This is a genomic window from Spartinivicinus poritis, assembly GCF_028858535.1.
GTDB lineage: Bacteria > Pseudomonadota > Gammaproteobacteria > Pseudomonadales > Zooshikellaceae > Spartinivicinus > Spartinivicinus poritis.
This window is the reverse complement of sequence record NZ_JAPMOU010000004.1, coordinates 257,730-282,767: the sequence shown is the minus strand read 5'-3', so window position 1 is coordinate 282,767 and position 25,038 is coordinate 257,730. Positions and strand designations below refer to the sequence as shown.

Here is a 25,038-nt window from a genome sequence, read left to right as displayed (position 1 = left end):
GCATTTGTAGCGCTGAGAACACCTCCGCTACCAGGTAAGCTACTAAATATAGCTTAGGCATGATGATAATTAGGAATGCTTATGGTTATAACCCAATAGTATTAGATGACTCAGTTGAAGATACTCTTATTGTCGGAGAATTTTTAGCGGTTTTATAAATATGAGAGAGGCTTTGTATGCCTTATTCATATCCTTAAAAGAGTTTTAATGGTTTAAACCTTAAATAGTATGCTATTTATAATTTATTTTTTAAACTGAAATATAATATTAAAATCCCAATATACTTTCATTTAGGAAATCTGTCTGATCTATGATTAATTAAACAAAAAACTATATTTTAAGGACTACACATGATCAAAGCCTACGCCGCTTTAGAACCCAAAGGTAAATTAACTGAATTTGAATATGACCCAGGTGAGTTGGGCCATCAAGAAGTGGAAATCGAGGTGGATTACTGCGGTATCTGCCACTCCGATCTTTCAATGATTAATAACGAATGGGGCTTGTCCGCTTATCCATTAGTGGCTGGGCATGAGGTTGTTGGTAAGATAGCTAAGGTAGGCGATCATGTTACCCATTTAAAAGCAGGGCAGTTGGTTGGATTAGGTTGGCATGCTGACTATTGTCAAGCTTGCTCACACTGTAATGCGGGGGATCATAATTTGTGTTTAACCGCTCAAGGAACCATTGTGGGGCATCATGGTGGTTTTGCAGATAAGGTGCGGGTTAATGCCAAGAGTGTAGTACCTCTTCCCAGTGGTATTGATAGTAAGACTGCAGGACCTTTGTTCTGTGGCGGTATTACAGTATTCAATCCATTAGTGCAATTTGATATTAAGCCAACGGATAAGGTGGCGGTGATTGGCATTGGTGGGCTAGGGCATTTGGCTTTGCAGTTTTTGAATGCCTGGGGATGTGAGGTGACAGCATTTACCTCTAGCGAGAGTAAGTCTGCTGAGGCTAGGTCTCTTGGTGCTCACCATACACTTAATTCTCGGGATGTTGCTGAAATAGATGGAGCAGCCAATCGTTTTGACTACATAATCTCAACAGTAAATGTGAAGCTGGATTGGAATCTTTATCTTTCTACACTGAAGCCCAAAGGCCGGTTGCACTTTGTTGGGGCTACATTAGACCCTCTTGATATCAATGTATTTGGTTTAATCATGCAGCAACGTTCTATTTCAGGCTCTCCAGTAGGCAGTCCTGGCAATATTGCAAAAATGTTAGAATTTGCCGCTCAACATAATATCAAGCCAATGGTTGAAATGTTTAAATTTAGTCAAGTCAACGAAGCTTTGGCCCATTTAGAAAGTGGCAAGGCGCGTTATAGAATAGTATTAGAGAAATAAAAAAGATATGCTCGTCGCGAATGGCTTTAGAATTACCGAATCTTCTTTTTAGGTGTGTCCTTGACGATTTTTCTTAAGAATAATTCGCAAGGAGTATAGAAGTGTAGCTTATTGTATATGAATATATTTCATAGTTTTATTTTTATGTAACATTACAAAAAACAAAAAAATTAAAAAGCTAAAAATTATTGATCTGAGTCTATGCAGCTGGCATTATTTTGCTCTTTTATTGTGGCAGTACTTTTTGGTGGTAACCATGGTTGACATTCATTTGGTTTGCTAGCAGCTGTAACTAACCCTCTGATGTGAGGGTATCCAATAAAATATGCGGTTTCTTCGGTAGTTCTTAATTACTTTCAAGGATGAATAGATAAGGATAGACCATGAAATACGTTGCACTTATTTCCAGTTTAGTTATTTCAGCTTCTTCATTAGCTTATGGAGATGGTATTGGGATAGACCCAGAAAAAGTTCGTTTTTTAGGGGGATGTTCTGGTCTGGTTGATACTAACCCTGATAAGTCATTTGATATTATTTTCGATGAGCAACTCCAAGCTGAGGCCTATGATGGACGTGAGCGGAAAACCTGTGTTGTGAAGTTTCCGATTCAAATGCCTGCTGGCTATCAGTTGGCAATTAGTCGGGTAGGGTTTGAAGGGGTTGCAATGATTCAGTATAACGGGAAAGGGCAAATTGCATTACGTCACCGCTTGGCAGGTACTACTGGAAATGCGGCGATTCAAGAATTTTTCCCAAGTAACTTTCCTCAAAATATAACAGTTAATAAAAACTTTGCTGGTTACTCATTTTCACCTTGCGGTCAGACAGTCACATTTAAAACATCTATAACCGTAGAGGCAGAAAATGGTCGGGTAGTAATCGATGAAGCTGCAGGAAGAACTGTTAATTATGGTTATGAAATGGTTCAGTGTGGGCAGTTTTAACTGAAAACCAGGTAAATATAGTCAAAGTGAATGGTTTTTAGGGGCGGCCGTCGAGAGATGAATCCCTATGAGTTTATATTTTAATAAATGATTAGGGGGAAGAGTGATGACAACAAACCCTAAAAGTCATTCACGAAGAATATAACTGATGTGAAATCTGGAAGCCTTTTAACCTGAGCACTTCTTCACTGGGGTGCATGAAAATATTTGCTGTAGCCTGTTGAATCATTTGGGTTTAGGCTTCCTTATACTGTAAAAAGGCTTTTACCATGCAATACAAAAAGCTTTTATTTAAGGGCGTATCGGCATTACTTTTAATTTCTGCTGTTGCTCATTTAAATGCAAATCAACTTGTTTCATCAAACAGCACTGACCCAATAATTAGTGATATTAAATTTTTAGGCGACAGTTGCAATGAAAGTGCAACTATTAAATATGATCCAGTATCGGGTAATACTATTATTAGTTTTGATAGCCTGGCAGCAACAATAGGCCCTGAAAAGCTTCAAGATAGAGCGATATGTGTTATCAAATATGTATTATTAGTACCACAACAGCAACGAGCATTAATTCCAGCCATTACAATATCGGGCACAGCTGAGTCTACCGAAGCAAGTAAACACTTGGTAAGTCTACGTTATCGACAAGCGGGTGGAGTTGGTGAAGCATCTATTTGGCAGTTTAGTGGACTGGCTAATGGTGATGTTGCCTTGACTAAGCCAATGGGTAGTGAAATCAATAGCTGTGGTCAGTCTCTTAATTTAAAAGTATCTATAACCGTTGATACTGAGTTTTTAAATCGTCTTAGTGTGCCAATAGAGCGTCAATCTACGGTTATTAGATCGTTGGTTTTACCTAAGGTAGAGCTGCAAGGCTGTCCGGTAGAATAATAGAGTAAATAGAAAATGCCCTTTCCAAAAAATATATTAATTTATGCACTTAGTTTACATTCTGTTGCGAGTTTTGCTGTCACCCCAGAGTTTGAGGATATTATTTTACCTGGCAGTGCCTGGTGTCCAGAGACTAACCCTTTATGTGCTTGTAAAGGGGTAACTGCTGATGCTAATGATGATGGGACAATTGACTTAATATTTAACCAATTTCAAGCAGTTTCAATGAATGGTGATGAGGTAGAAACAAGTTGCTCTATTCAAATCCCATTGATCATTCCTGATGGTTATCAGGTGAGCTTTAGTCGTTTGGGGGTAGAGGGCACTGTTAGCCTAAACGAAGAAGGGATGGCAGGAGTTATCATTCACCAAAGTATGTCTGATTATGACACAACTTCCCCTTATTATGCTGTTAGGGGGCGGCAAAATTACTATCATGATTATGGCAGCTTACAGGATGTTGTTTTCAATACTTGGGGAGAACCAATTTATACAAGCTGTGGTGATGATCGGGTTTACTTGGATACAGAAATAAACCTTATAGCTAAAGGCTTGAAAACCGCACTTCATATTGATGAAGGAGCGGCAAGTATTAAATTTAAAATAGATTACCAGCGCTGCCATGTTTCTCGCGAATGATTTAAGGAGGGGTAGGTAGTTACACCTATCCCTGTAAGGGCGCTGTATGTATCTCAGCAAGGTTTAAGACCTGCTCTTTGAACTACTTCATAATTGCTCAACTTCTTTTGTTATACGCGTCATACTAATAAACCTAGTCTGTTTAAATATTGATCAGGTCTGGTACCTTATCGGCATTGATTAAGAACTTGAATATCAATTTTCTTTTAGCCAGGGTTTTTACAATGTCGAAAAAAATATTTTCAGTTTCAATTTTATTAAGCGTATTTTCTCTTTCTGCTGTAGCAACTGCTGATAATGTTTCGATTAGTGATCATATTTGGAATGATAAAAATGCCAATGGTATTCAAGAAGATAACGAGCAAGGCATTAATGGCGCTGCGGTTCAGCTGCTAACATGTAAAGGTACTCAGGTAGCTTCTACAGTAACAGCATTAAATGGAAACTATCAGTTTTCAGGCATTAAGCAGGGTAGCTATAAAATACGGTTTGTCTTAAAAAGTGGTAAAGCGTTCACATATAATGGTCCACAGATGAAAGGTGGAGTTAATAATAAGGTAGTTGTATCACCTTGGAACGCTTGCTAGTTATCTCTTTATCAAAACATCCTTCCTGGCGGGTGGTTATTCTTTCCACCCTTTAATTCTCGCCAAACTTCAAGTATATAAAATTATTTACTATATATTCACTTCCTTTTTGTTCTTACTTAACGCTTTTAATTTTAATTAAGTCTCATTTTATTTTAATAATTAAGTCAGATTAATTTACATTTATTGTCATAAATTTTGCTAAGCAGCGTAATTTAAAGGCATTTTTTTTGTTGGCCTGAATTTTGCTGACCTAGTGCTTGCTAAAAGCATTGTTCACGTTGCTAAACCTTCTCAGTAAAGTCTGAAAAGAGCAGGGAAGCATCTTGTGAAGTAGGTCAATAATTTTCTCAGGAGTATTACGAAGTGAAAATAACTAAAATAGGGCTAATGACTTGCGCACTTACATTTGTCGGCATGCAGGCTCAGGCTGGTTTAATTAAAATAGATAATCAACATAGCATTGACTCGAATGACTTAGTGGCGTCAGTAAGCTACAGAGGGGCTAATTTTGGTCCAGGCCAGCATCCAGTCGGTGATGATAACCCTCATACTGGTAGGTATACATTCTGGCCTCATGGCAACGCCATGAATAAAAACCTCACCATGACTTACGCAAACCCAATTAAAAATAGAGCTGGTAAAGATGGCGCTATTTTTATGTATCGGCCTTCAATTATCTGGGGTGGTACTATAGGTGTAACCATTAATGGCGTTTATAAAGATATTTTTGCTGATAACCTGATTGGCCATGGAATAAGTACAGCTCATCAACGCCGAGGTGTTTTTGCTGGTTTATTTGACCTTTCTGATTTTGGTCTATCAGTGGGTGAAAGCATTAATAGCATTCAAATTTCAGCCTCTCGTAAAACATTTGGTGCTTATAATGGCCGTTTAATTAACGTTGAAATTGGTAACGGCTCTGATGTGCAATTTGCTGGTGCTGGTGGCCTACACTATGTTGACCCAGTAAACCCTGTTCCTGTACCAGGTAGTATTGCACTATTGGGGCTAGGCTTAGGCCTTTCTGTGATGGGTATGAAAAAGCGTAAGAAAAAAGCGTAATTTTTTTACTCATTACAGTAAAATCAAAAAAAGGGTATACATTGTATACCCTTTTTTATTGGTTGTTTTATTTTAGCTGTGTCCTTTTTTATCTTGACGCTAGTAATTCTCTAGCCCTTTCAATCGCTGCTTTAACTTGAGCAGGCGCTGTGCCACCAATATGGTTTCTCGCATTCACTGAGCCTTCCAGGGTGAGTACATCAAATACATCCTGCTCAATTGTACTGGAAAACTGTTGTAGCTCTTCCAAACTCATTTCAGAAAGGTCTTTATTTTGGGCAATGCCATAAGCCACAGCTTTACCCACAACTTCATGAGCATCACGAAATGGCATCTGTTTTTTAACTAAATAATCAGCTAAATCAGTGGCAGTGGAAAAACCGCGTTTGGCTGCTTCATACATACTTTGTTTATTGGCTTTTATTGCTGGTACCATATCAGCATAAGCTCGCAGACAGCCCTTCAGATTATCCACGGTATCAAATAAAGGCTCTTTATCTTCTTGATTGTCTTTGTTGTAAGCCAGGGGTTGAGATTTCATTAAAGTCAGTAATGAAATTAAATGGCCGGTGATACGCCCGGTTTTGCCTCTAACCAGCTCTGGTACATCGGGGTTTTTCTTTTGCGGCATGATAGAGGAGCCAGTACAAAACCTATCAGGTAATTCAATAAAATTAAATTGAGCTGATGTCCAGAGGATTAACTCTTCAGAAATACGCGACAGATGAGTCATAACTAAGCTGGCTGCTGAACAAAACTCAATGGCAAAATCCCGATCGCTAACAGAGTCAAGTGAGTTTTCGCTGGGCTTACTAAAGCCTAATTGTTGAGCAGTAAATTCGCGATCAATTGGGTAGGTGGTACCAGCTAAGGCTGCAGCCCCTAGAGGAGAGATATTCACCCGCTTGCGGCAGTCTTGCAGTCGATCATAGTCTCGGCTAAGCATTTCAAACCAAGCCATTAGGTGATGGCCGAAGGTAACGGGTTGAGCGGTTTGCAAATGAGTAAAACCAGGCATGATAGTATCAGCTTCTTGCTCTGCCAGACTGGCTAGGTTTTGCTGTAGCCGATTGACCTCTTCACAAATGAGGTCAATTTCATCACGCAAATACAATCGTATATCAGTAGCGATTTGATCATTACGTGATCGGCCTGTGTGGAGCTTTTTACCAGTAATACCAATGCGGTCGGTCAGGCGTGCTTCAATATTCATATGAATATCTTCCAAGGCCACAGACCACTCAAGCTCACCTGCTTCAATGGCTGCTTGAATATCCTGCAAGCCTTGTTGAATATCAGATAATTCCTGATCAGTTAAAATGCCAACTTTATTTAACATGGCGGCATGGGCTAGGGAGCCGTTAATATCCTGTCGATAAAGTCGCTGGTCAAAATCAATTGAGGCAGTAAACTTGGCCACAAATTGATCTGTTGGCTCTGAGAAGCGTCCCCCCCATTGTTGGTTGGCTTGATTTATTGATTTATCCGACATTGGTTATCCCCGATTCCCGATTAAAGCTCGCTGGTGAAAATAGATTATACAACTATCAGTTAGTCATCATGCCATAGGTAGTTGTGTCAATATGTATCTAAAGGGCACCTCTAATAATTGTTTGCTGTCTCTGGTCTTCCGGTAAATTCGCAACCAAGGCGTTGGTTTGAAGGCATGTTGGTGGCCTGTCGAAAAGCAACTGCCTTAAAGTTACTCCAAGCTAAAAAGTTACGCCTTGTTGATAAGTAGCCACTTAATTGTCACGTGTACCATATTACTGCTGTCTTTTTATATTAACGATTAACTGTTAGGACAGTTAGGAGATATCCATGATTTATATGAGTACTAATGGGGTTCCTGATATTGGAACGCCTAAACTAAACCCAGTCGAGGAAGTGAAGTTATCAGAAGGGAGTGCGAGTGGCAGAACATTTAAGTTTGAGAAGGCTAGTGACTCAGCTAAAAGCCTCTATCAAAGCTGGATTAAGCAACCACTTCAGACAGTAGAACAGAAGCTTGCAAAAGCATTTAGCAATATTAAGCAAGTGCCTGAGACAATTGTAGCACTTTTTAATCGAACGCAATCCCCTGAAAGTAAAGCTTCGAGTATTAGCATAGGATCACCAATACTACAGGCTAAGAACGATAGCCCAGAGGTGCTAAAACAAAAGTTTGATCAAGAGATGGCCAAGCTAGATGTAGAGGTTGAGGCTTTGGACCAAGAGTTGAAGATTCAGACGCTTGAAAGTCAATATGAATCAGCTGTTATAGAAGATTCCTCTACCGGTAAAACAATCAACTTAGATCAGGCTACAGGGTTTTATGGTCGTTCGGTCTCTGATGACAAGTCAAAGGCTCTGCTAGATGCAACAAGCTATTTAAGCTCTACCGTGAAACAAAAACATAAACTGACGCTTTCGCCTGAACAGCAACAAGCTTTAGCGAATAAGTTTTTTGAAAGTCAGCTGTCTTTTTATGATATTAAAGGGCAAGTAAAAACGGCAGCAGATTTACAGTGGTTAAGGAAGCTCGCCGTTTCAAGCCCTATTCAATTATTAGGTAATGAACTGTCATACAAGCAATCTAATCTTGGTATTATAGCAACAACATTGAAGCATTTTATTGATAATACGGACAAGTTGTGGGCTGAGAAAAATAAAGAAAACCCAGAAGATCAATTTGATGCGGTTAAGCGCAATCAATTCATAGCTAGTGAGTTGGAGCAACAGGTCAGTCAACTACCACGAGCGATAATAAGCGCAGCATTCCAAAAGACAACGGGGCAAGACAGTACTCAGTGGCGTGGTGTTTTTGACTTTGCTACAGAGAAGTTGAGTCTATCTGATGAGTTAATGGAAACCCAAGCAGGTAAGGTACTTATCTCGTTGCCTACAAAGCTGACAACTACATTGGAAAAGCTAGCTGAAGTAACAGCACGGCAGCTAGACAAAGAGACGCCTATTGCCTTGTCTGAGTCTAAATATATTAGTGATATTAACTCTCTTACTAAGGCTGAGCTTTCTGCGCTTAAGGGTATTGGAATTAAAAAGAGCTACTTAGAAGCATAACGTTGGTTTTAAACTAATTATCCCTTCATCCTGCCCCTCTCTGAGGGTGTCGCGAATGAGTGGAGTGATAGTCCATTGCTCCATTCATTTTTGTTACTTTTAAGTCTGTTCCTCTCTCTTTAGCTATTGTTGGCGACTTAATTCACACAATTGACAAGAAAAAGTTCGTATTTCTCCGCTATCCTTGTGAGTATTTTTATACGTGTTAAAAATAATATATAAAACCATTGACGGATAGTGTCGTGAAACCATTCGAAGCTGGCGATTGGCTGGATCAAGAGTTTTTTTTACCCGATCTTTGTACTACTAGAGCAGTATTTATGCTGGTGGTATTGGCTGAGTTATTTGTACTGATTTTAGTCTTAGCGCTTCCTAGCTCTATGGGTTTTGATTGGAATCATCTGGCATTAACCTCATTCTTTGTTCAATGGGTAGTATTGGTAAGTGCTGGCTGCCTATGTCGGATCAGACCACTGATTTTAGGGGCTCAGCTTGGACATGCTCTAGCTGCCTGTTATAGCGTAGTTTTACTTGTCACTTTAGTCTTTTCACTGGCGGCTGAGTGGGTGATTTACCCTTTAGATTGGGATTCATTCTGGCTGCAGCTAGATACTTGGCATATTTCAAAAAATCTGCTGGTTGCGCTGATTATTACCAGCTTATTGCTTCGTTATTTTTATGTTCAACAACAGTTGCGCAAGCAGGAACAAGCTGAACTTCGATCTCGACTGCAAGCCCTACAGGCTAGAATTCACCCTCACTTTCTTTTCAATAGTATGAACAGTATTGCTAGCTTAATTCAGGTGTCACCAGAAAAAGCAGAGCAAGCGGTTGAAGATTTGGCGGCGTTATTTCGTGCTTGCTTGGATGAGGTTGCGGCCAAAGTCACTTTGGCTGACGAGTTAGAGATTTGTAAGCAATACTTACGTATAGAGAAGCATCGTTTAGGTGAACGACTTCAGGTGAACTGGAATCTGGAGGAGGTGCCAGATAGCTTGCCGATTCCTCCTCTCACTTTGCAACCACTGTTAGAGAATGCGGTATATCATGGCATTCAGCCGTTAGCTGAAGGAGGAACGATCAGCATTGAGGGGCAATATGATAACCAGCAGCTGACGATTAGTATTCATAACCCAGTTGATGCTGCTTATATTGCTGAGCCAAAAAGTGGCAACCAAATGGCGATCCAAAATATAGCTGCTCGACTTCAGGCGCTTTATGGAAAGCAAGCGTCATTATCCGTCCAACAAAAAGAGGCAGGCTTTGTAACCCAGTTAAGTTATCCATGTAGCACTAGTGATCAAGCAGACATTTAGAGGGTGTAATGAAAGTATTGATCGTGGATGATGAGCCACTTGCTCGAGATCGACTAAGACGTATGCTGGAGCAGGTTGAAGGCTATAGCCCACTGGAAGAGGAAGGGCGTAATGGTGTGGAAGCGGTGGAACTTGCCCAGTTGCTCAACCCTGATGTAGTGCTGATGGATATTCGTATGCCCAATATGAGTGGCTTGGAAGCCGCGCGACATTTATGTGAAATGGAATGCCCCCCTGCTGTTATTTTTTGTACGGCTTATGGCGAGTATGCCTTAGATGCATTTGAAGTTCAGGCGGTAGGCTATCTGCTAAAACCGGTCAAGCAAAGTGCACTTGAACAAGCCTTGAATAATGCGAAAAAAACTAATCGCTCTCAATTAAATGCGATTAACCAGTTTCGACCAGGTGAACAGTCAGAAAAGCGAAGTCATATCAGCGCTAAAACTTATAAAGGAGTGGAGCTAATCCCCCTCAACGAAGTGCACTATTTTATTGCTGATAATAAATACGTAACAGTAAAACATGCAAAAGGAGAAGTGCTTATTGATGAAACGCTAAAAGAGCTTGAAAGGGAGTTTGAAGGAGCTTTTGTTAGAATTCATCGTAATGCACTAGTGGCAAAAAATGCCATTGAAGGAATGACTCGAAACGATGAAGGTGGTTATGAAGTGCGCTTAAAAGGAGTTGCTGAGCCACTGCAAATTAGCCGACGACATGTAGCCGGGCTGCGTAAATTGCTGCAAACACTTTAGCCAATGAATCTGGCAATAGTATACTCTTTGCGAATGATTTTTAAGCTTTGTTACCATCACTAAGCGCCAAGGATGGTGTGAATGCAGTTTATGCAGGAGCAATAAATTGTCTTCACCCCAGTCATTTAGTTTACTAAACTCCTGGGGCTTCATCGCTCGGTGGCCTCGCCTAAAAACCCTTCGCTGTGAGTACATACCAGTATTTACATCTAGTGAATGGTATAGATGCTAAATTAGGTTTGCTCACTTATCATAAGCATTAGAATTTACTCGTTTGTAGCCGGATTTAGATGTGAAAACGTTACGCATAGCAACCCGTAAAAGTGCTTTAGCCTTATGGCAGGCTAATTTTGTCAAGCAGCAATTACTTTCCCATCATAGCAACTTAACAGTTGAGTTAGTGCCAATGACCAGTCGAGGCGATCAGCTTTTAGACTCACCTCTGGCTAAGATAGGTGGTAAAGGCTTGTTTGTAAAAGAGCTGGAAAATGCCTTGTTAGCCAATGAGGCTGATATTGCTGTGCACTCAATGAAAGATGTCCCTATGGAGTTTCCTGAAGGGCTGTCTTTACCTGTTATTTGTGAACGTGAAGACCCTCGCGATGCTTTTGTTTCCAATCAATATACAACGCTTGAAGAGCTGCCAGAAGGTGCTGTCGTCGGCACTTCCAGTCTGCGTCGCCAATCACAAATACTCAAGCTCCGACCAGACTTAACTATCCAGTTTTTACGTGGCAATGTTAATACCCGGCTCGCCAAACTCGATGATGGTCAATATGATGCTATTATTTTAGCGGCTGCGGGCCTGAAGCGTTTAGAGTTTGCTAGCCGAATCAGTAGCTTTATTAGCCCAGAACAAAGTCTGCCGGCAGGTGGGCAGGGGGCAGTTGGTATTGAGTGTCGTACAACTGATGATACTATCATCAAGCTAATCACGCCTTTACATCATTCGGAAACTGCCTTATGTGTCAGTGCTGAACGAGCAATGAATCGTCGGTTGGCTGGAGGTTGCCAAGTGCCAATTGCTTGCTTTGCACAATTGTCAGATCAACAACTGACAATGCGGGGTTTGGTAGCTGAGCCTGATGGCACACACTTTATAACCAGCCAGCAAAGTCAGCAAGTCTCAGGGGTGGATGATCTGCAAACAGCTGAAAAGCTTGGTGTAGACCTGGCAGAAGACCTGCTCAACCAAGGAGCGGGTGACATCCTCAGTAAACTTTATTAGTAAATATGTCGATATTAATTACCAGACCAGAGCCTGAAGCCTCTAAACTAGTAGCTAGTCTTCAGCAGCAAGGGCTACAGGCTTGGGCGTTACCTATGCTGGAGCGAGCTGATTTACCAGAAACGGCTGAAATCAGGCAGCTAATTCTGAATTTGGATTTGTTTCAGCAGGTGATTGTCATTAGCCCTTATAGTGCAAAACGTCTGGGGATGCTGATGGATCAATATTGGCCTCAGTGGCCAATTGAAATTCAGTGGTTTGCCATTGGCAGCAAAACTGCCATTACTTTAGCTGAGTGGGACATTGAAGCGAGTTGCTCAGCAGGTGTTGATAGTGAAGCATTATTGACAATCCCTCAGTTGCAGCAGGTGGCTGAAAATAAAATACTGATAGTGAAAGGTAAAGGTGGGCGAGACTTATTAAAGCAAGTGTTGCAACAGCGCGGAGCCCAGGTAACGGAGCTGCCGCTTTATCAGCGTGTGCCAGCACAATATAACAAAACTGATGTACAACACCTGCTTGCTAGCCATCAGACTGATACCATTGTAGCGACCAGTGGTGAAATTGTTACCCGCCTGGCAAGCTTGTTAGACCAGCAGTGGCGAAATGAGATAAAGCTAATTGTACCAAGTGCCAGAGTTGCTGATTTATCTGCAGAGTTGGGTTTTAGCCAAGTGATTAATGCTAATGGCGCCAGTGAAGAAGCGATGATAAAAGTGCTGGTTTAGTTCATTTTGGTCTTGATTGAGCTTTTTAATCACAACAGCGATCTTTAGGCAAACGTCAATAGGCCCTAGTATGATTATAAAGTAGCCATAATTATTAGAGATACCCTACAGAGTGGTATGGCTAATCTTCATCGCCTGCACTAATTTAGGTTACAAGAGTCTTACATAGGCGATATTTTTAAATTGTGATTAAGGAGCACCCGAGAATTAACTTTTTCAAGTTATTTCTCGGGTGCTCCCAACAAGCGTTTAAGTTTCTTATATTGTTACATGAGACATTGTTACCAGAAGCATAGTTTAAGAGACATAGTTATAAGAGACTTTGCTACAAGAGAAATTGTTACAAAAAATAGAGATCCTGAACCTGGGGGCTTCATAAAATCAATTGCTTTATGGAACATCCAGGTTAATTTACATTTACAAGTTGAAAGCATTTGGTATCTAGATAAATGACAAACAACACAAATGGAAATAAACCTACTGACGCAAAATCGTCAGACAATGCCAAAGAGCAGCTATCCAAGCAAAAAAAGCAGTCAAAACAATCTCAGACAAAGGAAAGCAATTCAGCCGTAACTGAAGAGCAGTCACCAGCTGAGTTAAGTAAAGGCGACAGTACTACTAATAAAAATCAGGCAACCACCAAAACAGAGCCTGAGACGAAAGCTGCCCGGGAACCTCTGACACCACTAACTTCTTCTACATCAGCTCAAGGAGTGGAGCAAGCGTCAACGAATTCAACTGCTCAGTCTACGGGTAGTAAAACCCTGGAGCCAAATACTCAATCACCTGCAGCAGTGGTCAAGCGGGGGTGGAGTGGTCCAATAGCCCTGGTGATAAGTCTGGCTGCATTGGTTGGTGTCGGAGGGATTGCTTATCTCGATTACGATGTTCGTTACTTTTTGGATAAAAAACAGTCGTTTAACCCAGTTGAAGTGAGCCAGGCCGAAGCTGCTAAGGTTGAGTCAAAACTTGCAGAATCAGTGAGTGCAGCAAGACAACAAATGAGCAGCGAGGTTGATGAAGTATCGACTCAATTGACCCAGCAACGACAACAACTACGCAATACAGAGCAAAAGTTAAAGCAAGATGTATTGGGTGTAGCCGAAAATATCAGTAATTTGCGGCGTCAATTTAATCAAATGCAAGGCACTAGCCGGGATGACTGGCAGCTGGCAGAAGTAGAATACATGTTACGTTTGGCTAATCAACGGTTATTAACTGAAGGTGATATCCGTGGTGTTGAAGCTATTTTAGTTAGTGCAGATGCTATTTTAAGAGGGTTGGATAATTACTCTTTGTATAGTGTTAGAGAAGCGTTAGCAAATGACTTGGCTGCCGTGAGAGCGGTTGAACAAACTGATGTAGAAGGTACATACTTACAGATCAGTGCATTGGTGAGTCAGGTAATGGAACTTCCCTTGATGCCTGTTTCGGATTATCAAAAAAACCAATCGGAGCCGCCTAAAGCAGAACAAACAGATACCGGCTTTTCTGATAAGGTTTCTGCAAAACTAAAACAAACCTGGAGTAATTTTAGCGATCATTTGCGTATTAATATTAGTCGAGATAAACCTGTACAAGTATTGCTAACACCTAAAGAAGAATTGTTTTTACGGCAAAATCTGCGGATGATGTTTGAGCAGGCTCAGTTAGCACTGTTGCAACAAAACCAGCTAATTTATAGTAATAGCTTAGAGAAGGCTGCAAATTGGCTGAAAGAATATTTTATTTATGAGAGTGCCAAAGTTGCTGCTATTAATAAGCAATTGAAGCAATTAGCTGCGATAAAATTAAATCCAACATTGCCAGATATATCTGGTTCATTGAAAGCCACCAAGCAATATATTGATGAGCTTCATCGCCTGCATAAAGGCAAGCTACCACGTAAGGATGAAGAAGTCGCTAAGTCTAGCCAGCAATCCATTAGTGCTAACCTGAGTGGGGAGGCACACTAATGAAGGCTTTTACTAAACTGTTGTTATTATTTATTTTGGCTGGTGTCGTATCACTGGGGATAGTACATGACAGTGGCTATGTGTTGATTGCTTATGGGGATATGTCTTTTGAAACCAGTGTGTGGATGTTTTTTGCCATCATTGTATTAGCTGTCATTATTTATAACCTGTTAAAACGATTTGCTATTACCTCCTTACGTTCTGTTGGTTTTTTAGTGCCAGTCACTTCTGCAAGTAAACTAAAAAGGGCTAAGCGATATTCCTCAAAAGGCTTGGATTTGTTGATTAATGGTGAGTGGGAGCAAGCAGGTAGGTTATTGGGTAAAGCAGCTGATCAAGGTGAAGCACCATTAATTAATTATCTCACAGCAGCTAGGGCGGCTAATGAAATTGGAGATAACAATACAGTTATTGAATATCTGCGTAAAGCAGATGATCAGGTACCTAATGGTAAAATTGGTATTGGCATTACCCAGGCACAAATTCAATTAGCCAATGGACAGTGGGAGCAAGCGCTTGCCACTCTAGAAGAGATTCGTCGGCATAAGCCTCGTCATCAGTATGTGCTGAAGTTGCTTAAGCAAGTTTATGTAAAGCTGCATGAGTGGGAGCAGTTGACGGAGTTGCTTCCTGACTTGCGTAAACGCCATGTAGTGGATGAAGAAGAATATCAGTCACTGCAACAGCAAGCTTCTATTTGTCAGCTGAATAAAGCTATTGCTAAATGCCAGAATAATAGTGAAAGCGTCAGTAAACGAATCAGCTTATTAGAAGAAGCCTGGTCTAATGTTCCTCGCAAACTGAAGAAAATCCCTGCTGTGCTGGCAGCCTACACAAGGGGGCTAATAAAAGCGGGGGCAACAGGCTATGCAGAAAAAGAACTGCGTAAGGCCTTAGAAAGAAATTATGATGCTGAACTGGTAGAGCTTTATGGGCTAGCCAAAGGAGAGGACCTAAAAGCTCAGCTGGGCTTTATTGAGGAGCTTCGCGGTGAATATAGTAAGCATCCTGAGATAGCCTTAGCATTGGGCAGGCTGTATTTACAAGCCAACCAACTAGACAAGGCTGAACAGGCATTACGAGAAAGTTTGCAACTTCATAAAACGGAAGCTACTTATATCGAGTTGAGCAAGGTTTTTGCTAAAAAAGGTCGAGTAGAAGAAAGCACCCAATATTTAGCAGAAGGTTTAGCTTTAGTTGATCAAAGCCGCCAGCTCGTTACATTATCACCTTAAAGATATTGTTTATACTGCTTGTCTTATATCCCTCATTTAACTAAATTGCTGCAGGTTACATTTTTAGTAGCCTGTAGCACATGATATTTAACACTTTTCTATTAGAGCCGGTAATTAGTCTCTTAGACTTTTCCTAAAGATAAAAGGTTATATTGTGGTTAGTAATGGTAACGATATTATCTAGTGTAAACTGTCATAAGTAATATTGTTGACTAGCTTGCAATAATTTGTCACATTTTTTCAGAAAATAAATTTAATAATTATAAATAAAACAAATATAGGTCGATAAGGATTTTGATGGTATTTAGGACACCTCTAACAATTATTAGAGGTGTCCTTTATGGAAAACAATTAAAGGAGGCTCTCTGAATGAAAAAAAATAAATTAAATTTCATTCGTGATGGTTGTCAGTGACGAGCACTAGCTGTCAACTATTATTATCAATTGGTTTTAGACTACTACTTGAAATTTGCTATTGGTTTTATGCAACTACGGAAAATTAGTTGCATTGCACTATAGTGTATTCTAGAAAGAAGCTTATAAATAATAGATATGCAGGTGGCCCACAGGGACTGGTGAAATAAAGGAGGGAACTACTCAAAACTTTGAGTATAGCTTAGAAAGCCAGCAAAGTGAGAATGAAAATGAATTATAGACACTTTTTGAAGTTGCTCGTACTATGGCCCTTACTATTTTGCTTGGGTGTTGCCAAAGCAGAAATTAATCCCCGAACTACAATTATCCTGCTTACCGAAAATTATCCTCCTTTTAATATGAGTGTAAATGATAAGAATTTTGCCAGAGGGGATAACATTGATGGGCTGTCTACCGATATTGTTAGGGAAATGTTTAAACGAGCAGGTGTTAATTATCGATTAAGCTTACGCTTTCCTTGGAGTAGAATATATAAGCTTACCCAACAAAAGCGGAACTATGGTTTATTTTCAACCACTCGAACCGAGGCAAGAGAAGATTTATTTAAGTGGGTGGGTCCTTTGGTTGTCAATGAATGGGTATTTCTTACTTTAAACAATAAACCAATTCGCTTGAGAAATTTAAATGAGGCAAGGAAGTATCGAATAGGTGGTTATAAGGGGGACGCTATTGCAAATCACCTTGAAAATAATGGCTTTAATTTGGTGTTGTCGTTTAGAGATAATGAAAACGTAGCGAAATTAGTAGATGGTAGAATCGACCTATGGGCAACGGGCAACCTTTCAGGTCGTTACCTGGCTCAACTGGAAGGCGTTGAAAACTTAAAGAATGTGCTTACTTTTAAATCCACAGAAATGTACTTGGCATTTAATAAAGAAACTTCAGATGCGGTAATTGATGTCTTACAAAATGCGTTGGATGAAATGGTGAGAGATGGTACTCATCAAACGCTGACCAATGACTATTTATAAGGAAATACCCTAAGGCACAGCATGGAGTATGTTGTTAAACAATACAATTAAATAAATTATCTGTAATTACATATAAAACTCCTTTAAGGGAGTTTTATATGCTCTCCACGATTGTTTGGTGCAAATACCTTTCTGATACTTTTTCGGAACCTGTTACAGTGGTTCCAACTTAGGTTGCTTCAAGTGGTTTTTCATTGCTCACTAGATGTCTATATAAGAAATAAAGTTTCTTATAAGAAAGTTAGTTTACTATTTTAATGTGTGTAGCTAAAAATAAAATTGATTTTCTGCTTTTCAATTAGAAACCAGACGGTATCATACGCCACGTTAGCTTGTTGTGTTTCAATTGCCAGTAAAAATAGGTAGAGTATTTTGTTATACTCTTCGCTTGTTTAATAAAAAAAACGATTATCAGTGTAACTGGATTAAATTTGAAAGTAAGTTATCACTCAGTTGTTTTATACCATACAGTGCTTAAATTGATTTTCGTTGGTGATGGGTAAGTGTAGTACTAAGTGGTAAGCAGCTTTTGATATTGATACAGGTTGTATCGTCTAACAAAAAAATTGCATATACAAATGCTAGTAGTTTAACAGCCGAGGGGGATAAGTCAGTGAGAAATAGCTGCTGGATATGTCGTTTATTATTGGCAGTATATGTTTGCTTACTAGCAACAACTGCCGTTGCAGGACCTGAAGATAAAATAGTGCTTCTAACAGAGAATTACCCTCCCTTTAATATGAGCACTAATCAGAAAAATTTTGCACGAGGAGATAAAATTACTGGTCTTTCGACAGAAGTCGTACGTGAAATGTTTAGGCGAGCTAAGATAAATTACTCATTAACATTACGCTTTCCATGGAAAAGAATTTTCAGATTAACCCTGGAAAAACCAAATTATGGATTATTTTCAACTACACGTACGCCTGAACGAGAAGACCTATTTAAGTGGGTTGGTCCTTTGGTGGTGAATAAGTGGGTATTTTTAGCAAAGCCTAATAGTGAAATTAAACTAACCAAATTGGATGATGCTAAACAGTTTCGAGTGGGAGGCTACAAGGGTGATGCTTTGGCTAACTACTTAGAGTCAGTAGGATTTCAAATAATCACATCATTTAGGGATAATGAAAATGCGGTTAAGTTAATGTCTGACAAGGTTGATCTATGGGCATCTGGACATTTGTCTGGTGTTTATTTTGCCTCTCAAGAAGGAATTATTGGCTTAAAACCTGTATTGACTTTCAAAAAGACAGAAATGTATTTGGCGTTTAATAAGGAAACACCTGATAGAATAACCAATGCTTTACAACAGGCGCTGGATAATATGATAAAAGATGGGACGTATGACCAGTTAACCAGACGTTATCTGTAGAGTATTTTTATTAGAGCTAGTAGTCTATGCGCAAGTTATTTTGCGCATGGACTACCTAACTATATTTACCTTGGTGCGTAATCAAATACATCCGAATGTACATGACTTTCAGCCACTTCTTCTGCTATCAGCCGGTCCAAACTGGCATACACCATTTGTGGTGATCCACTGATATAGTAGTGGGCTTCAGGGAAGTTGCTTAAGTCTTCAATTACGGCATCAACTAATAACCCTGCCCGTTGCACTACCCCTGAAATATCATCCTCACTAACGACTGGATGAAATTCTACCTTACCTTGTTGAGCCCAGCGATTTGGAACATCAAGCAGATAAAAATCGCACATTTTTCTAACTCCCCAATATAGAAAAAGTGGCTGATTATGCTTAAAGCTTAGGCAATGCTCGATCATGCTTTTCACTTGGGCAAACCCGGTACCTGCAGCCATAAATACTAAAGGGTGAGTAGGAGGCTGGTCCAAGTAACAATTACCCTTGGCTATATCCACTGTTATTTCTGGCTTGCTTTGAATAACGTGAACAAGCTGATTGGATAAACCACTAGTAAATTGATGCTGAATATGGAGTTCTAGCCATTGGTTGGTGTGCATGAAACAAGGCGCGCTGGCAATAGATAATGGACAGCGGCTCTCATCAGGTAAAATGACTTCTAAATATTGACCAGGAAAGAACTGGATATCTGGGTGAGTAGAAGTGTCGAGTTCTACTCGATAAATATTGTTATGAGGCTGATGGACTTGAAGAATAGGAAGGGTGTGAATTGTCACTACGTATGCACTCCAAACTTATTTTCGCTCTGCTTTTTCCGTTAGTCTATACCAAGTTCTGGCCATAGCTCATCAACTCGCTGCTTTACTTCATCAGACATGGTGATAGCAGTACCCCATTCTCGGTTAGTTTCCCCCTGCCATTTGTTTGTTGCATCAAGGCCAACCTTTGATCCCAAACCAGAGACTGGTGAAGCAAAGTCCAGATAATCTATAGGGGTATTTTCAATAAAAGTCATATCTCGCTTAGGATCCATCCGGGTGGTCATTGCCCAAATAACATCTTGCCAGTTTCTAATATCAATATCATCGTCTGTAACAATGACAAATTTAGTATACATAAACTGTCTTAAATAAGACCAGATACCAAGCATGACTCGTTTGGCGTGTCCAGGATATTGTTTTTTTATTGATATAACAGCAAGTCGATAAGAACAGCCTTCGGGGGGCAAATAAAAATCGACAATTTCAGGAAATTGCTTTTTCAGTATAGGAACAAACACTTCATTTAATGCGACACCTAAAATGGCAGGTTCATCAGGGGGGCGGCCGGTGTAAGTGCTGTGGTAAATGGGTTGTTTGCGGTGAGTAATAGTTTCAACTGTAAATACTGGGAATTGATCAACTTCGTTGTAATAGCCTGTGTGGTCTCCAAATGGGCCTTCATCATCCATTTCATTTGGGTAAATATAACCTTCTAAAATAATTTCAGCAGAAGCTGGCACTTCCAAGTCATGGCTAATACAGCGGACCAGTTCGGTCTTGCTACCTCTTAATAACCCAGCAAAAGCATATTCAGATAAATTATCGGGTACTGGTGTAACAGCCCCTAAAATAGTGGCTGGGTCTGCCCCTAAGGCAACAGCAACTGGAAAAGGTTTTCCTGGGTGTGCAGCTTGCCACTCTTTAAAATCCAATGCGCCACCACGGTGGGAAAGCCAGCGCATAATAACTTTGTTGCGAGCAATCACTTGCTGGCGGTAAATGCCTAAGTTTTGCCGGGTTTTATTCGGGCCTTTGGTAACCACCAGAGGCCAGGTAATTAATGGGCCTGCATCACCAGGCCAGCAGGTTTGAATTGGCAGAGTAGTTAAGTCTACCTCTTCTTTGCTAATGATGACTTGTTGGCAGGGAGCTGTTTTAACCAGCTTGGGGCCCATATTCATTACTTGGCGAAAAATAGGTAATTTTTCCCAAGCATCTTTCATTCCTTTAGGGGGCTCAGGCTCTTTTAAAAAAGCTAATAATTCACCTATTTCACTTAGTGCTTGGGTATTTTTTGCTCCCATTCCCATAGCTACTCGGTCAGCAGTGCCAAACAGGTTGGCTAGCACAGGCATATTAAAACCTTTGGGGTTTTCAAATAATAATGCTGGACCACCTTTTCGAAGGGTGCGGTCGGCAATTTCAGTCATTTCCAGATAAGGGTCAACTGGCGTATAGATACGTTTTAATTCGCCTTGTTTTTCTAGTTGGGAAATGAAGTCTCGCAGGTCTTTATATTTCATTAATACCCCTGACGATAGCTATTGGCATATTCTGAGTAAATAAAGGTATAGAGGAGTCATTAATTAGGGGAGAGGAAAATTAAAGCAAGAGAAGTTTTTAAAACTTCTCTTGCTTTGAAGGTTACTTCCGTTTCATTGATTGGAAGAATTCTTCGTTGGTTTTGGTGTCTTTCATCCGGTCTAATAAAAATTCAACCGCAGAAATTTCATCCATAGGATGCAGTATTTTGCGCAAAATCCACATCCGTTGTAGCTCTTCTTCGGTTGTCAGTAAGTCTTCACGACGAGTGCCGGAGCGAGTGATGCCAATAGCAGGGAATACACGTTTTTCAGATATTTTTCGATCTAGGTGTAATTCCATATTACCGGTTCCTTTAAATTCTTCAAAAATAACTTCATCCATTTTTGAACCGGTATCAACTAATGCAGTAGCCATAATAGTTAAGCTGCCACCTTCTTCTATATTACGGGCTGCACCAAAGAAACGTTTTGGTCGCTCTAGAGCATGTGCATCCACACCACCTGTTAACACTTTACCTGATGAAGGAATAACAGTGTTATAGGCACGGGCTAAACGAGTAATAGAGTCAAGTAAAATAACAACATCTTTTTTATGCTCAACCAGTCGTTTAGCTTTCTCAATCACCATTTCAGCTACTTGAACATGGCGAGCAGGTGGTTCGTCAAAAGTACTGGCAACAACTTCACCTCGAACTGAGCGAGCCATTTCTGTTACTTCCTCTGGGCGCTCGTCAATCAATAGTACAATTAAGTGGCATTCTGGATTGTTACGGGCAATATTAGAGGCAATGTTTTGTAGCATTAGGGTTTTACCCGCCTTTGGTGGGGATACGATCAAGCCGCGTTGGCCTTTACCAAAGGGAGCAACTAAGTCAATTATACGGGCAGTGAGGTCTTCTGTTGAGCCATTGCCTGCTTCCATTGTTAATCGTTCTTGAGGAAACAATGGTGTGAGGTTTTCAAAAAGAATTTTATTTTTTGCATTTTCGGGTTTATCGAAATTGATTTCGTTAACCTTTAAAAGTGCAAAATAGCGCTCACCATCTTTAGGTGGGCGAATTTTTCCTGATACAGTATCACCAGTACGCAGATTAAAGCGACGGATTTGGCTGGGTGAAACGTAGATGTCGTCAGGGCCGGCTAGATATGAGCTGTCAGAAGAACGCAAGAAACCAAAACCGTCTTGCAGAATTTCTAATACTCCATCGCCATAGATATCTTCACCACTGCGCGCATGGCGTTTTAATATGGTAAAGATGACATCCTGTTTACGAGAGCGGGCTAGGTTATCAAGCCCCATCTCGGTGGCTAATTTTAATAATTCAGGAACGGATTTTTGCTTTAGCTCGGTAAGGTTCATAGTAAACTAAGATACGTTGATGAAAGGTAACTCTCTGTAGATGCTGAATGCAACGGAGGAACTGCTCTCTGGTTTGGGTAGCGTTAAGATTAATTTGTTTGGATTGCTTTAAATAACCTCTACCTATCGCCTGATTATTTCTTAGCTGTAGCTAAGTGGTAGTTGGTCGCCGTTATCATTTTGAGTTACTCAGATTATTAATCACTGTAGTTTTTATAAGCAACTCTTTACAAAACCTCTTATAAGAACCTATTTATAGGCGTTTCTAACTAAGTGTCTCTTTGTAAAGTACTCTTTATACGCAGTGGTGCTATTCACGACTGTGTAAAGAGTAACCATCTTTATCTACAAGATCTATCTATAAGACGGTTTAAATAGTGAGAGTAACTTAATCTATAGGTCATTACTTAATATAACAGCATTCATTATTAAGATGCTTGTCATTATATAAAATGCTTGCTCGCTATTTATATACGAATGTCATCTATATGTGAATATTTAACGACTATAGATTTATGAGTAACGGTGGTTATCAAGGTTAATCTAACATTGAATAATAGAAACTGTCGAGTTTTAAGTCCAGTATTAATTGAAAAATAATTGGGTAAATACCAAAAATTGAAGCCAATCCTCAGAAGTATCAAGGGCTGCAGGACAGTTACGGTTGATATTAACTAAGCAGAAAGGGGGGATTCCCCCTTTAAATTCTTTACAGATTGCCTTCCAGAAATGCGACAAGCTGACTTTTTGAAAGGGCGCCAACTTTGGTGGCCTCTACATTACCATTCTTAAACAACATGAGAGTTGGTATACCACGAACACCGTACTTAGGAGGAGTCTCTTCATTATCATCGATGTTTAATTTACACACCTTCAGGCGGTCTTTATATTCGTTAGCAATTTCATCAAGAATGGGAGTGATCATTTTGCATGGGCCACACCATTCTGCCCAATAGTCAACAAGCACCGGCCCTTCGGCATTGAGTACATCTTGATCAAAACTTTGATCCGTTACATTAATAATATGTTCGCTCATGTTGAAATCTCCAGCATTTATTGCAAGTCAGTCAATTGCCCCTATCATAGCACTGTGTCACAACGGCTGAGAAGCTATATGGCTGATAAGCTATAAGGGGTAACTTTGTATTCGACAGATGCTTTCCTTTACGATTATTTTGTTTGCAAATAACAGGCTTGCAAGTTACAAGTTTGCAAATAGTAGGAAACAAAATATGCCGAAACTATCCCTAACCAGTGGTTTATTTTGTTAAGCTATAACACTTTGTCATTGAAATTATTGGCATAGCTAATGACCGCAAGGATATCTCGCTCAAATCACTCTGACCAGTGTTTAATTGCTGCAATTGATCTTGGTTCAAATAGCTTCCACATGATTGTGGCTCGTTTGGACCAAGGTGAAATAAGACCGTTGGAACGGCTGGGGGAAAAAGTCCAGTTGGCTGCGGGGCTTGACGATGATGACTATCTAAGTGAAGAAGCTCAGCAGCGTGGCCTTGACTGCTTGAGGCGGTTTGCCCAATACACCAAGCACTTAGAGGTGGGTAAGGTGCGAGTGGTGGGTACAAATGCGCTTAGAACGGCCCACAATCGCGATGAATTTATTAAGCGCGCTCAAGAAATTCTTAGCCACCCTATAGATGTTATCTCTGGCAGGGAAGAAGCACGTCTAATTTATCTTGGTGTTTCTCATACACAAGCAGATGACTTAGGACGTCGGCTAGTGGTGGATATTGGCGGAGGAAGTACAGAGTTTATTATTGGCCAACGCTTTGAACCCCAGTTGCTCGAAAGTTTGCATATGGGATGTGTAGTGTACAGTCAGCGATTTTTTCAGGGGGGCACCATTACCAGCAGGCAGTTTCAGGAAGCCTATTATGCTGCTCGTCTGGAGCTTTTAAATATAGCCGCTCCTTACAAAGAGGCTGGCTGGGAAGATGTGATAGGCTCATCTGGAACGGTAAAATCCATACAAAATGTTCTGCTTGCAAAAGGCTTAACCAGTACGGGTATTACTGCTGAGGGAATGGAGGAGCTGCGCAAGTACATAGTCAGTGTTGGTCATATTGACAAAATGATGCTTGAAGGCTTAAAGCCGGAACGTGTCAGTATCTTCCCAGCTGGTTTGGCAATTTTAATGGCAGTGTTTGATGCCTTTAAGGTTGACCGAATGTGTTATTCAGAAGGTGCCCTTCGGGAAGGACTGTTGTATGACATGGTAGGCCGCTTGCGTCATGAAGATGTTAGAGAGCGGACTATTACTGCTTTAATGAAGCGCTACCATGTTGATAGGCAACATGCCCGACGGGTCGCGCGCCATGCTTTGATGTGCTTTGATTATGTGGCGGATCAGTGGCACTTAGAGAAAGAAGATCGTGAGCTACTTAATTGGGCTGCGCTGATTCATGAAATTGGCTTGGATATCTCTCATACCCAGTTCCATAAGCATGGTGCTTACTTAGTCAATCACTCTGATCTGCTGGGTTTTTCTAAAGACTACCAACAGCAGCTGGCTGCTTTGGTACGAGGCCATCGTCGTTCCTTTCCCTTGGATCTACTGGCTGAATTCCCCCCTGGTTTGGCAACTCGGCTAAAAAAACTTTGTATGTTGTTGAGACTGTCGATTGTGTTAAATCATATTCGTTTGGATGAAGTGTTACCTGAATATACAGTAACTGCGGGACCTGACTGGCTGAAAGTATCATTAGGTGCTGGCTGGCTTGAGCAGCACCCATTAACAGAAGCTGACGTTGAAGGGGAGCAAAAGTATTTTGCCAAAGCAGGTTATCAGTTGATAGCTGAGTAATTTTCCCT

21 protein-coding genes are annotated in these 25,038 nt (G+C 40.5%); 16 read left to right on the top strand and 5 right to left on the bottom strand.

Annotated elements, in window-relative coordinates; genetic code table 11:
* The first annotated feature begins 350 nt into the window (after positions 1-350).
* The 6 genes from ahr to ORQ98_RS05565 all read left to right on the top strand — a co-directional run bounded on the left by ahr (position 351) and on the right by ORQ98_RS05565 (position 5,477).
* The gene (ahr, locus tag ORQ98_RS05590) at positions 351-1,352 is read left to right on the top strand and encodes an NADPH-dependent aldehyde reductase Ahr (RefSeq protein ID WP_274687796.1); all 1,002 of its coding nucleotides are present in this window, start codon (positions 351-353) and stop codon (positions 1,350-1,352) included.
* Between the two features lie 383 nt (positions 1,353-1,735).
* Entirely contained in the window at positions 1,736-2,296 is a 561-nt protein-coding gene (locus ORQ98_RS05585) for a DUF4360 domain-containing protein (RefSeq protein WP_274687795.1), read from the top strand.
* Between the two features lie 269 nt (positions 2,297-2,565).
* Entirely contained in the window at positions 2,566-3,186 is a 621-nt protein-coding gene (locus tag ORQ98_RS05580; protein WP_274687794.1) for a DUF4360 domain-containing protein, read from the top strand.
* A gap of 15 nt (positions 3,187-3,201) precedes the next feature.
* A complete protein-coding gene (locus tag ORQ98_RS05575) occupies positions 3,202-3,825 on the top strand; it encodes a DUF4360 domain-containing protein (RefSeq protein ID WP_274687793.1) in 624 nt (207 codons plus the stop codon).
* Positions 3,826-4,049: 224 nt separating this feature from the next.
* Complete coding sequence (locus ORQ98_RS05570; protein WP_274687792.1) at positions 4,050-4,412, top strand: SdrD B-like domain-containing protein; 363 nt, start codon at positions 4,050-4,052, stop codon at positions 4,410-4,412.
* Positions 4,413-4,778: 366 nt separating this feature from the next.
* The gene (locus ORQ98_RS05565; protein WP_274687791.1) at positions 4,779-5,477 is read left to right on the top strand and encodes a PEP-CTERM sorting domain-containing protein; all 699 of its coding nucleotides are present in this window, start codon (positions 4,779-4,781) and stop codon (positions 5,475-5,477) included.
* An 88-nt stretch (positions 5,478-5,565) separates the two neighbouring features.
* Here ORQ98_RS05565 and argH read toward each other — a convergent pair whose 3' ends face one another.
* Entirely contained in the window at positions 5,566-6,969 is a 1,404-nt protein-coding gene (argH, locus tag ORQ98_RS05560; protein WP_274687790.1) for an argininosuccinate lyase, read from the bottom strand.
* 329 nt (positions 6,970-7,298) lie between these two features.
* Here argH and ORQ98_RS05555 point away from each other — a divergent pair, with 329 nt between their 5' ends.
* The 9 genes from ORQ98_RS05555 to ORQ98_RS05515 all read left to right on the top strand — a co-directional run bounded on the left by ORQ98_RS05555 (position 7,299) and on the right by ORQ98_RS05515 (position 18,532).
* Complete coding sequence (locus ORQ98_RS05555; RefSeq protein WP_274687789.1) at positions 7,299-8,537, top strand: hypothetical protein; 1,239 nt, start codon at positions 7,299-7,301, stop codon at positions 8,535-8,537.
* Positions 8,538-8,779: 242 nt separating this feature from the next.
* Positions 8,780-9,853 carry a sensor histidine kinase gene (locus ORQ98_RS05550; protein ID WP_274687788.1) on the top strand — a complete coding sequence of 358 codons (1,074 nt, stop codon included), beginning with the start codon at positions 8,780-8,782 and terminating at the stop codon, positions 9,851-9,853.
* A gap of 8 nt (positions 9,854-9,861) precedes the next feature.
* Positions 9,862-10,605, top strand: a complete 744-nt coding sequence (locus ORQ98_RS05545; RefSeq protein WP_274687787.1) for a LytR/AlgR family response regulator transcription factor — start codon at positions 9,862-9,864, stop codon at positions 10,603-10,605.
* 292 nt (positions 10,606-10,897) lie between these two features.
* Positions 10,898-11,833: a hydroxymethylbilane synthase gene (gene hemC, locus ORQ98_RS05540; RefSeq protein WP_274687786.1), complete on the top strand. Its 936-nt coding sequence runs from the start codon at positions 10,898-10,900 to the stop codon at positions 11,831-11,833.
* A 5-nt stretch (positions 11,834-11,838) separates the two neighbouring features.
* Positions 11,839-12,561 carry a uroporphyrinogen-III synthase gene (locus tag ORQ98_RS05535; protein ID WP_274687785.1) on the top strand — a complete coding sequence of 241 codons (723 nt, stop codon included), beginning with the start codon at positions 11,839-11,841 and terminating at the stop codon, positions 12,559-12,561.
* A gap of 449 nt (positions 12,562-13,010) precedes the next feature.
* Positions 13,011-14,519: a uroporphyrinogen-III C-methyltransferase gene (locus ORQ98_RS05530; RefSeq protein WP_274687784.1), complete on the top strand. Its 1,509-nt coding sequence runs from the start codon at positions 13,011-13,013 to the stop codon at positions 14,517-14,519.
* Entirely contained in the window at positions 14,519-15,754 is a 1,236-nt protein-coding gene (locus tag ORQ98_RS05525; protein ID WP_274687783.1) for a heme biosynthesis HemY N-terminal domain-containing protein, read from the top strand. Before ORQ98_RS05530 ends, ORQ98_RS05525 begins: the two co-directional genes overlap by 1 nt.
* Before the next feature lie 644 nt (positions 15,755-16,398).
* Complete coding sequence (locus tag ORQ98_RS05520) at positions 16,399-17,160, top strand: substrate-binding periplasmic protein (protein ID WP_274687782.1); 762 nt, start codon at positions 16,399-16,401, stop codon at positions 17,158-17,160.
* Positions 17,161-17,773: 613 nt separating this feature from the next.
* Entirely contained in the window at positions 17,774-18,532 is a 759-nt protein-coding gene (locus ORQ98_RS05515) for a substrate-binding periplasmic protein (RefSeq protein ID WP_274687781.1), read from the top strand.
* A gap of 65 nt (positions 18,533-18,597) precedes the next feature.
* Here ORQ98_RS05515 and ORQ98_RS05510 read toward each other — a convergent pair whose 3' ends face one another.
* From ORQ98_RS05510 to trxA, 4 genes are all read right to left on the bottom strand, one after another.
* The gene (locus ORQ98_RS05510; RefSeq protein ID WP_274687780.1) at positions 18,598-19,317 is read right to left on the bottom strand and encodes a ferredoxin reductase domain-containing protein; all 720 of its coding nucleotides are present in this window, start codon (positions 19,315-19,317) and stop codon (positions 18,598-18,600) included.
* Positions 19,318-19,358: 41 nt separating this feature from the next.
* A complete protein-coding gene (gene ubiD / locus ORQ98_RS05505) occupies positions 19,359-20,825 on the bottom strand; it encodes a 4-hydroxy-3-polyprenylbenzoate decarboxylase (protein ID WP_274687779.1) in 1,467 nt (488 codons plus the stop codon).
* A 121-nt stretch (positions 20,826-20,946) separates the two neighbouring features.
* Positions 20,947-22,206 (bottom strand): transcription termination factor Rho, encoded by a 1,260-nt coding sequence (rho, locus tag ORQ98_RS05500; protein WP_180568417.1) that lies wholly within the window; start codon positions 22,204-22,206, stop codon positions 20,947-20,949.
* Between the two features lie 709 nt (positions 22,207-22,915).
* The gene (gene trxA, locus ORQ98_RS05495) at positions 22,916-23,242 is read right to left on the bottom strand and encodes a thioredoxin TrxA (protein ID WP_180568416.1); all 327 of its coding nucleotides are present in this window, start codon (positions 23,240-23,242) and stop codon (positions 22,916-22,918) included.
* A gap of 273 nt (positions 23,243-23,515) precedes the next feature.
* Between trxA and ppx the strand changes: the two genes are divergently transcribed.
* Positions 23,516-25,030 carry an exopolyphosphatase gene (gene ppx, locus ORQ98_RS05490; protein WP_274687778.1) on the top strand — a complete coding sequence of 505 codons (1,515 nt, stop codon included), beginning with the start codon at positions 23,516-23,518 and terminating at the stop codon, positions 25,028-25,030.
* Positions 25,031-25,038 lie beyond the last annotated feature (8 nt).